This is a genomic window from Rhizobium sp. 2MFCol3.1 (assembly GCF_000377565.1).
Lineage (GTDB): Bacteria > Pseudomonadota > Alphaproteobacteria > Rhizobiales > Rhizobiaceae > Rhizobium.
In genome coordinates this window covers 108,025-117,191 of sequence record NZ_KB898372.1, presented here as the reverse complement: position 1 = coordinate 117,191, position 9,167 = coordinate 108,025, and the positions used below count along the sequence as shown (strand labels likewise).

The following is a 9,167-nucleotide window of genomic DNA, read 5'->3' as shown; positions in this document are numbered from 1 at the left end:
GTCACCCTGCAGCTTGATTTCCGGAAGCATCGTGCAGCTTTGATCCTTACCCGCTCTATTCAGATAAAAGCGAGTATCAGCCGACGACGAAACAATTGCCACAGAGAAAGCTAAAGCCGAAAGGGAGCGTCATCACCCGCCCCCGCTCCGCCCTTTCAACCCGGCCCAGCCGGTCGGATCGGGGGCTGATCCGAGCAGCCAGTGTCGCGTTTCTAAATGGCTGACAACGTCGCAGCCCTATTCAGCTTTGACAAGTATTTCTTTTCAGACACTTAGCGATCTGATCAACCTGTCGCCGGTTCGAGTTCTTTCAAGAACGGGGCATCAGGTGACTATCACGCCCTGCACTGCGTTAGCCTAATAAAAGTCTCAAGATGCTGCATCTTTTTGCAAGGTGGCACGTTCCGTTTTCGTTTAATTCACCTGAGGAACATAGGGATGACGGACACGCGGATGAGAGGGTTCAAAAGTCACGCGGAACTTGAAGAGCAACTCGCCGACATCGCCGATGAAGCGGCGGTTATCCACTCCGATGGCGATCAACAAGGCGATCTCCAAGACCTTGAACGGGAAGCTGCCTGGCTACGAAAGGAAATCTCAGATTTCCGTTCGCAGCTCCACGTCGCCCTCGGTGGTGATCAGACCGATCAGGTAGAGCGACTTGCTGGACGCCGCTATTGGCGATGGGCCGTAGGGTTTACCATCGCGGCAGCTCTGCTGCATTGCCGGACGCACTTGGGTGAACGAAGGCCTCGGTAGGCTGGATCAAGGCCTCAGCAAGGTGGTCGAGCGGCCTGGGAGCTGCCGGCGGGCAGAGCGTTGGGTCTGCGCACGGTAGTGGCTGATCCGCTCGATGCGCTGGAGCCTAGTCGCTGTAGTCTGCGGGCTGGCTCGCCCAATCTATATCGAGGGACGCTTGAATATGGCATTGGAGTCCTCCTGGCTTGTATGTAACGTCCACGCTGCCGCCCAGTTCGCCCGGACGAAGACCCTCGATCAAGCGGCTGCCAAAGCCTTTTCTAACGGGAGGGACGACCACGGGTCCACCGACCTCGATCCAGTTCAATAAAAGTTTGGGCGGGTGCATATCTTCAACTGACCACGATATATGAATACGGCCTGCTTCCGTCGAAAGCGCGCCGTACTTGGCAGCGTTCGTCGACAACTCGTGAAGGATGAGCGAAAGGGCGACGACGAGCTTGGGCGTCACTGGGGTGTCTGGGCCTAGAATGTCGATTCTATCGGCGGGGTATGGCGAGAGCGCCTCGCGAACGAGGCTGTTCAGGCTCGCGCTTTCCCAGCTTCCATGTGGGAGGAGGTCGTGGGCACGCGCCATCGACCGCAACCGAGCTTCGAATGTCTTGGTCGCAGAACCAATGTCGGTCGCGCGGGCGAAAGTTTGCCTGGCGATGGCAGTCACTGTCGCCAGCACATTTTTGACGCGATGGTTCAATTCTGCGATCAGCGTGGCTTGAATACGCTCGGCCTCTTTGCGCACGCTGATGTCGCGGGCGTTCTTCGATGCACCCACAATGCGGCCATTGCTGTCGTAGATAGGCGACACGGAAAGTGAGACTTCCACATCGCGGCCGTTCTTGTGGCGTCGGATGGTATCATGCGGCTCAACGCGGTCGCCGAACTTAATGCGGCCGATGATTTGCTTTTCTTCGTCTATTCGGTCAGGTGGGGTTGCGAACGTAGCGCTTCTCGAGCGTGTAGCTCTCACCGTCGTTGCCTAAGCTTCCTAGCGACGCCATGCTCGCGGGAAGGTCATCGGGGTGTGTCAGATCCCGGAGTGTCAAATGAGGCAGTTCATCGACCGAGTAACCTACGATCTCGCAGAAGCCGGGATTTACGAAGGACAGATGCCTCTCGAGGTCTGCCTGGAGAACCCCAACGGTCGTCTGATCAATCATCGAACGCAAACGTTCCTCGCTCTCGCGAAGCGCAGTCTCAGCCTTCACCTGCGCCGTCGTCTCGTTGACGATGCAAAAGACAGCCACAACCTCGCCGTTTGCGCCGAACACTGGAGAGTAGGAGATGTCAAAATAGACAGTCTCCGGGTCGGGGCGCTAAATTTAAAACTGCCTACCCTTAGCCGAAACGGGTTCGCCTGTTTCCACAACGCGTCGCAGAAGGGGTTCGAGGTCGTCCCAAAGTTCGCCCCAGTGCTCGCGCGCGGGGCGGCCGAGCGCGTCGGGATGTTTCGTCCCTATGCTGGGCGGGTAGGTGTCGTTATAGATCGCTACGAAGTCGGGGCCGCAAAACATCACGATTTGTGCATGGGAGGGCAACGCCAACTCGACGGCAAATTTCAACGCAGGCGGCCATTCAGACATGGCACCAAGGCTTGTCGACTCCCAGTCGTGGTCGCGTAAGAGTTCGGCCATTTCTCCAAAGGAGAGTGCGGTTTCGTTGAGCATTGAGTCTCCGCCGATCTCTTCACTCACTTGCCGATTATCCACGATGATTTCAACACAAATCAGAAAGCAAAATCAATGATTTCGCAGAGCCATCCAGCGACCTCGACAATATGGCGGAGACTCTCAGTCCTACAATGCCCGCAACAGGGGCAGAGAGCAGCAAACTGCTGATGTCGAGCGTTATAGCAACGATAGCGGCCAACTCGTCCCAACGGGCATGGCGAGCGTGTAGACGACGTTTGGCCGATCTGCCCAGCCATCGCGTATTTGTCACGCGTAACCTTGCGAAAATGCCATCTGAGGTTAACCTGCTTTAGGAATTCGAATCACACGATTGAGCGGGGAGCGCAATCATGGAGCATCAAAAGTGCGACTACTTTGTCGCAGACGAGCCAATCGAGTTCCTGTTGCTCGCCGCCGCATTGTCGGGCGTGACCATTTTCGCGGGCGCTGCGATGATCATTGCCGCGCTCTTTTGAGGTGCTGCGCACGATCTGCCCTGCGGTCATCGGTATGCGTGTCGGTACTGCATTTTTCCAACACCGATCGCGGACATCAGTCTGAGCCGTTGGAGGCGCACGCGACAAAATCAGCCGACTGTCATCCGACGTAGAACATTTGTCCGGAAATAGAAGTGCTGGACAAGCGCCCCAAAGACATGGGCCGCAATGACGGCCCACAGCACAACCTTCATGATATCGGCGTGGATCGAGCCGGCCGCATCGATTCCGAAGTAATATGCGGCAATCCCAGAAATCGGCATTAGGAAGATCAGTGCATAAAGCAGTAGGTGAGCCACCCTGGCTGCCAGTTGCAGTAGCGCTGGCTGACCGGCAGGCTCAGCCGGAACGCCAGTCTGCCATCGCATTGCGAGGCGTAGGATCGCAAGCAACAGGATGGCAATCCCGACATATGCATGAATGTTGGCGCTGGAGACATCGGCAGCCGTTGGTGTCTGGCTGTGTCGGATCAAGCGGTGCCAGGCGTTCATCCCATCCGGAAACAAAAGGTTGAAGAACACCAGAAGAGCAACCGTCCAGTGAAGGAAGCGTTGAACGATCGAATAGGAGTGCGGCTTCATGCAAAGGCTCCATTTGTTTGCATCGATCAGTTGCCGCAAGAGCTGACGCGCACCTGAATTCCAACATTGCCCGCGGAATATTCTTTGCAGTAGGCTATGCCGTTTGCCCGGTCAGGTACCTTTGCGTTTTCTCTTGGGTTTGAAATCCACAAGCAGCGACTTCAGCTCCAACTCGCGCACACGCCGCGCCGCTTCATCCGGTTCGACCCAGGCGATACGACGCTGCCCCTTTTCCTTGAATTCGTCTTGCTGCACAGTGACCTCGATCTGGACGAGGTCGACGATTGTCGGAACAACATCACCGTCATCGAGAAACGTGAGGTAGGTATATCGGCCGACCGCGGTTTTATGGACGGCGCCTTTCACCCCTGCCTCTTCCCAGGCCTCGATTGCCGCCGCCTCGAATCACACTTTCAGGTGCTTCCTGCGCCCGCAGATCTCGGCTTCCTTCCGGTCGAACTCATCTGACATGTCCGCTACCACAGCGATCCCGCACACCGTTGGCTGGCGTTAATCTTCTTCGATCTTGCCCACCAACATGGTCTTCCCAATCGAGAAGGATGTGCTGGTGGGCAACGATTTTCAGAGCGTCGGGTGCAGGACGCGCGTTGGACTGACCCTCTCCAGCAGCGAGGCGACGTGCAGGATGGTCGACTCCGCCTGCCATGCGCCGACGATCTGCACGTTGATTGGCAAACCTTCTTTGCTGGTGCCAAACCGCATTGAGACGCCAGGAAGGCCCGTCACGTTCAGAGGCACTGTCGCACCCTGCAGGTAGGTTGCATCGACTGTCTGCCCGTCGATCACGAATTCCTCGATGCCGTGCTTGTGGGCAGGGATCGGCAGGACATGGGTGATCAGTGCGTCGTAGCGGGAGAAGTAGTCGGCGTAGCCGTCACGCAGCCGCTCGGCCGCCTGCTCGGCCTCAACATAGTCTGCCATCGAGGTGTCGGGCAGCGACAGCATAGTCTTTGCCATCTTATAAAGCTCGTCCTCTCGACGTCCGGCGGTCGCCTCGCGAAAGGCGGGCTTCATCTCCATGACATGCAGACGGTTGAAGACGTCGAGGGCGAAATCCTTCTCCAGTGCCGTGATGCCAACATGCTCGACTGAGAGGCCGATGTCTTTCAGAGCCTCGGCCGCCGTTTTGACGGTTGTAGCAACTTCCGGATCGACCGGGCCGAACCCAGGGCCAACCATCCAGCCGACGCGGAGCTGCCGGAAGGGCTGTCGACCGATCCCGGCGTCGAACGGGACGGGGCTCGAAGAAAAGGCATCCTGTCCGTCAGAACCTGCGAGCTGTGAGAAGGCGAGGCCAACATCCCGCACAGACCGGGCCATCGGCCCGACGTGCCAGAAGCGACGCGGCGCCCGTGGCCAGATCCCGGTCATCGGGACGCGGCCGTGGGTCGCTTTCATCGAGGTGATCCCGGTCTGCGCCGCTGGCCCCCTCACGGAGATCGCAAGATCGGTCCCAAGACCGAGTGGCGACATGCCTGCGGCGATAGCGGCAGACTCCCCGCCGCTTGATCCGCCCGGCGTGCGTTCCAGATCCCACGGATTGTTTGAGCGCCCGGACAGTAGGTTGTCGCTCTCGATCCAGTAGGAGAACTCCGGCAGGTTCGTCTTGGCCAGCAGAATGCCGCCCGCCTTCTTCAGGCGCGCGACGCTGGTCGCGTCGCGGTCGGGCAAACGGCCTTTGAAGATCGGTGAGCCGCGCTGCGTCATCACGCCTTCTGTGTCGATGGAATCCTTGACAGTGAACGGCACGCCATGAAGCGGTCCGAGTTCTTCACCGGCCAAAACTGCCGCTTCTGCTCTCCGGGCGGCTTTCAGCGCGCCCTCCGCCACGGTGACGATCGCATTGACCTTGGGATCGACCGCTTCGATCCGATCGAGATGGGCCTGTACGACCTCGACGGGCGATATCGCCTTGCGGCGGATGAGTTCAGCGAGCCTGGTGGCATCGGCATAGATCAGTTCGTTGCTCATGGCGCTCTCTCTAACTAACAGTTGGTAGGTAGATAAGAGCTAGGCCTTTACAATCTCGTCGTCAACCCCTATCTAACATTTGTTAGGTAAAGCGGAAGGGGCATCGACATGAGCGGAAGTGCAAGGGAAGCCATTCTCGCGGCGGGACGTCTGAGCGCCCAGTCGCACGGATATGGTGGCCTAAACATGCGCGAGCTCGCAACAGAGGTCGGCATCAAGGCCGCCAGCATCTACCACCACTTTCCGAGCAAGGCGGATCTCGCTGCAGCCATCGCCGAGCGCTACTGGCAGGACACGAAGGCGTGGCTGGAAGAAGTTGCGAGGGACGAGGGCGATCCTAAAACCAGTCTGCGAAAGTATCCGCAGACGTTCCGGACGTCGCTGGAGAATGGCAACCGCCTTTGTCTCGGCAGCTTCCTCGGGGCGGAGTACGACGACCTGCCCGAACAAGTCCGTCAGCAGGTGCAGACCTTCGCCGACGTCAATATCGCCTGGCTCGCGGAGCAGCTGCTCGATGCCGGCCTGACGGATAAGAAGGGAAGCGAAGCGCGAGCGAGATCAATCTTTGCCGCGATCGCGGGAGCGCAGCTCCTGGCCCGCAGCAGGTCCGACATCTCGCTCTTCGACGTTATGATCGATAGCTACCAGACGGCAGGATTGCTGCCAGGTTGAGAGTATTCCACTTGAACGAATGAAGCCGATCTACGTTGAACGGCCGCTCGGCACGCCGCCCATCGGGGACATTGCGCTGGGATCTTGCTTCGCTACCGGCAAAGCCTACGACGCAAAAGAGAGGAACTTAGCCTTAGAGTCAGGCGGGTCGATGTTTCGTGCCCCTTCCCCTTGCCTACCGCTGCCAGGCGGGATGGGCCGAACTTCTACTTCTTCGGTAAGACGTAAGAGCGGCGCTGTCTAGCTTCCTCATGCATGTTGACGGGAGTAGCTGCGAGAACACGCGTAACTAAGGACGTCAGGAAACGGGCCGGAGAGAGCTCATCTGGTGTTCGCTCAACTAGGATCGAGACTTTCGGCAGGGCCTTGACGATGCGCTCGACCGTGCTTTCAGCAAGGTGCGCGATCTCACTCTCGGCCGGATCCGTTACCGGCTGCGGGCCTGGCTCTAAAATGCCGTCGACGGGTTCTTCCTCGTCGGCCGCCGGCAGGACTGGATCAGTCGAGTATTCCATCAATACAAGACATGTCGAGTGATATGCATCGTCCTCACGGCCGAGTTTGGCGAGAAGATCGAACAACCACTCTGCCGTCTTGGGTTCCTTCTCCAAGATGTCCGATCGAAGACCGAATAGGAAACCCAGTGCTGCAAGGGGATGGCGCAAGCGTAGGTTCTTGGCATCGCCGTAGGATTCCTCAATGCGGTTGGGCGCATTTTTTCCGTAGGAGGAGTCCATTCGCTTTGTCGAGATCAGCAGCTCTGGACCAGTGACCCAGTCCGTGATGATAACATCTACCTGCTTAAGATAGTTTTTACCCAGAATTGATGCGGACGAGGAGGTCACCCCCGGAATGGACGAGTTTGACGTCAAAAGGGATTGGGCCTTGGCTCTTAGCGCCGTCGGAAGCGATTTGACGAACGCGGAAACGGGCGCAGGAAGTACCCGCGGATTGGCGGGCCGCGGCCAAACCTGGTCCGTCCCAAACCCAGCCCGTCTAAGCTCATAGCTGAGCCAGACATCGAGTGCGAGAGCGGGCACGCCCGTCTGCGTCCCGACTTTGAGGTGCAGCGGAACGCCAAGCAATAGCGCAAGGGTATCGTAATCTGGATGAAAGAAAGGCTGGCCGTCCGGACCAAGCGCCCACGGATTGCTATGTTGCCCGCCAGGTGCAGCAGCTTCGACGATATGATCGAATATTTCCCAGGCTTCTGCTTTCGAACTTGGTTTAGCGACCACTTGCTGCCCTCAGATTGCGACGCTTCGCCAGCTCGGCGCGCGCATACCGGACCGCTTCGATTTGTGACGCCGAAACCTCGCAGTCAACTAGCAGTGTCTCATCGACAAGCTTGACGGCATCGAGCAGCCGCCCTTTGTCCAAGAGCTTTCCAATGTCTCGCTTGATCGCGCGAAGCGCATCGGCGCGCGACGTAACCAGGGTCGGCGAGGGCATAGCCCACACGTCCGCCTCTTTCGGCTCGATCTTCAGGATGCCGCCTCCATAGGCACGGCCAACCATTTCGGCATGCAACAGCGTGATTGAGTTCAAGCTCGCGACCGGCAGGAGTTCGCGGCCCAAAGCAGCATATGTCTCGTTCAGATAGACTCCATGCACCGAGTTTAGATGACGGGCCCTGGCGGCGTTTTCCGTAATGCGGGGGGTGTCCGCATTCATGCATGTCAGCAGGAGGTCTGCGGGTGAAACGAGCGGCACGCGGTACCAGGTCTTGCGGACGCGGCACTTATAGGCGGTGTCGACGCCCGTCCTGTGGCCGTCGGCAATATAGGCCGCAGCAGCTTTCGATGGCGGGTCTTTTGGATAGAATAGGTGGATCGCGTTCCCATCGTCACCGAGCTTCTTCAGCTGGGGTTTCGAGAGCAAAAGCCCGCGCAAGTGGGAGCTTCCGGGTGGCGAAAGGCTGAGCAACTCATCCGGACGTAGTCCGAGCTCGGCGACGCGCTGAGGGGAAAGCGTGAAGTATTTATTGTTTCCGGTCACCATTCCGAGCGTCGTATCGCCCCAGGTTTCCAGGTTCGTGTAGAGGCCAGCCGCCGAAACGGAGTGCAAGAGATGCACCGCGTCGACATCGACGAGACTGCCGGTCCACTTGCCCGCCGGATCGGCCGGTGTCCAGCTCAATCCTGGGCCCAGAGTGTCGAGTGTCGCAGCATTCTTCGTCTGGCGGATCGTTGCGAACTCCGCTGGCCCCTCAAGGTAGCCTTCAGCGAGGAGAAGCACGACATCCGCCTCCGCTTCCGGAAAGACTTGCTCATCGAACAGAACGAGCTGCACGTCGCGGAATCGACTGAATAAGAACTTGCGGACAGGAGCGGCATAGTTCACCGAGAGCAGTTCTGCTGGCAAGACAAAGGCCAGGCGGCCACCCTTCTTCAAAAACAATGCCGAGTGCACGGTGAATGCAGCCCAACTCGACGCAAGGCCTGTCAGCGAAATGCCGCCCCTGATGGCCGCTTCCCGGGCGCGGGCACGCGCTTCTCCGGAAAAGTCCTGATACCGGATAAAAGGAGGATTTCCGATGACAGTCTCGAACGTTGGATCCGGCGTGACAGTAAAGAAGTCGGAAAGTTCGATGTTTGCTTCGCCGCCAGCATCAGCGACCCGCTTTCGGGCAATCTCAGCACTGTGGGGGTGGATCTCGACGCCATGGACCTTCGGCCGCAATTTCCCGGGCGGAGCGAGTTCACGGAGGCGGTCGACCGCAGAAATCAGAAATGCAGCGTCTCCGGCGGCAGGCTCAAGCACGCGATCATCAGGCGCGCGAATGGCCCATTTGGAAATAAACCGGGTGATCGCCGCAGGTGTGAAAAACGCCCCTCTTTCCTTGCGAAGAATGGGAGTGTCGATAGGTTCGCGATGGGTAACGGAGGTCACGGCTATCTCCCGAATCGTGCACGGATGGGTTCGCTGTCTTGCTGCTTACCTATCCTACAGAGATGAATTTCTGTCTACTCTTTGTTCTCATTTCCAGTTTGCTAAGC

At 58.4% G+C, this 9,167-nt stretch carries 11 protein-coding genes and 1 pseudogene; 2 read left to right on the top strand and 10 right to left on the bottom strand.

Going from position 1 to position 9,167, the window contains the following annotated elements; translation table 11 throughout:
* Window positions 1-414: 414 nt before the first annotated feature.
* The 5 genes from D460_RS37130 to D460_RS36945 form a co-directional block, all read right to left on the bottom strand.
* Window positions 415-546, bottom strand: coding sequence for a hypothetical protein (locus D460_RS37130; RefSeq protein WP_280741338.1), 132 nt, complete (start codon window positions 544-546; stop codon window positions 415-417).
* Between the two features lie 51 nt (window positions 547-597).
* Window positions 598-723 (bottom strand): hypothetical protein, encoded by a 126-nt coding sequence (locus D460_RS37125; RefSeq protein ID WP_280741337.1) that lies wholly within the window; start codon window positions 721-723, stop codon window positions 598-600.
* Between the two features lie 142 nt (window positions 724-865).
* Window positions 866-1,726, bottom strand: coding sequence for an HWE histidine kinase domain-containing protein (locus D460_RS37120; RefSeq protein WP_280741336.1), 861 nt, complete (start codon window positions 1,724-1,726; stop codon window positions 866-868).
* A complete protein-coding gene (locus D460_RS37115) occupies window positions 1,680-2,003 on the bottom strand; it encodes a PAS domain S-box protein (RefSeq protein ID WP_280741335.1) in 324 nt (107 codons plus the stop codon). Before D460_RS37115 ends, D460_RS37120 begins: the two co-directional genes overlap by 47 nt.
* 75 nt (window positions 2,004-2,078) lie before the next feature.
* Window positions 2,079-2,450, bottom strand: a complete 372-nt coding sequence (locus tag D460_RS36945) for a hypothetical protein (RefSeq protein WP_245267819.1) — start codon at window positions 2,448-2,450, stop codon at window positions 2,079-2,081.
* A gap of 326 nt (window positions 2,451-2,776) precedes the next feature.
* On the opposite strand from D460_RS36945, the gene D460_RS37110 reads away from it, so the two are divergent.
* Window positions 2,777-2,902, top strand: a complete 126-nt coding sequence (locus D460_RS37110) for a hypothetical protein (protein WP_018901830.1) — start codon at window positions 2,777-2,779, stop codon at window positions 2,900-2,902.
* 110 nt (window positions 2,903-3,012) lie between these two features.
* Here D460_RS37110 and D460_RS0127500 read toward each other — a convergent pair whose 3' ends face one another.
* The 3 genes and pseudogenes from D460_RS0127500 to D460_RS0127485 all read right to left on the bottom strand — a co-directional run bounded on the left by D460_RS0127500 (window position 3,013) and on the right by D460_RS0127485 (window position 5,496).
* On the bottom strand, window positions 3,013-3,504 hold the full coding sequence (locus tag D460_RS0127500; RefSeq protein ID WP_018901829.1) for a cytochrome b/b6 domain-containing protein: 492 nt from the start codon (window positions 3,502-3,504) through the stop codon (window positions 3,013-3,015).
* A 111-nt stretch (window positions 3,505-3,615) separates the two neighbouring features.
* A pseudogene (locus D460_RS34010) lies at window positions 3,616-3,906 on the bottom strand (DNA mismatch repair protein MutT); the annotation flags it as partial.
* 180 nt (window positions 3,907-4,086) lie between these two features.
* A complete protein-coding gene (locus D460_RS0127485) occupies window positions 4,087-5,496 on the bottom strand; it encodes an amidase (RefSeq protein WP_018901826.1) in 1,410 nt (469 codons plus the stop codon).
* Between the two features lie 108 nt (window positions 5,497-5,604).
* On the opposite strand from D460_RS0127485, the gene D460_RS0127480 reads away from it, so the two are divergent.
* Complete coding sequence (locus tag D460_RS0127480) at window positions 5,605-6,168, top strand: TetR/AcrR family transcriptional regulator (protein WP_026283610.1); 564 nt, start codon at window positions 5,605-5,607, stop codon at window positions 6,166-6,168.
* A gap of 206 nt (window positions 6,169-6,374) precedes the next feature.
* On the opposite strand, the gene D460_RS0127475 is transcribed toward D460_RS0127480, so the two are convergent.
* Window positions 6,375-7,406 carry a hypothetical protein gene (locus D460_RS0127475; RefSeq protein ID WP_018901824.1) on the bottom strand — a complete coding sequence of 344 codons (1,032 nt, stop codon included), beginning with the start codon at window positions 7,404-7,406 and terminating at the stop codon, window positions 6,375-6,377.
* Window positions 7,396-9,060 (bottom strand): N-6 DNA methylase, encoded by a 1,665-nt coding sequence (locus tag D460_RS0127470; protein ID WP_018901823.1) that lies wholly within the window; start codon window positions 9,058-9,060, stop codon window positions 7,396-7,398. Before D460_RS0127470 ends, D460_RS0127475 begins: the two co-directional genes overlap by 11 nt.
* Between the last annotated feature and the right edge of the window lie 107 nt (window positions 9,061-9,167).

Excerpts from the sequence above, each read along its gene's own strand:
- D460_RS0127480 (WP_026283610.1), top strand. The coding sequence starts at position 5,605 with ATGAGCGGAAGTGCAAGGGAAGCCATTCTCGCGGCGGGACGTCTGAGC.
- D460_RS0127500 (WP_018901829.1), bottom strand. The coding sequence starts at position 3,504 with ATGAAGCCGCACTCCTATTCGATCGTTCAACGCTTCCTTCACTGGACG.
- D460_RS37125 (WP_280741337.1), bottom strand. The coding sequence starts at position 723 with ATGCAGCAGAGCTGCCGCGATGGTAAACCCTACGGCCCATCGCCAATA.
- D460_RS0127485 (WP_018901826.1), bottom strand. The coding sequence starts at position 5,496 with ATGAGCAACGAACTGATCTATGCCGATGCCACCAGGCTCGCTGAACTC.
- D460_RS37110 (WP_018901830.1), top strand. The coding sequence starts at position 2,777 with ATGGAGCATCAAAAGTGCGACTACTTTGTCGCAGACGAGCCAATCGAG.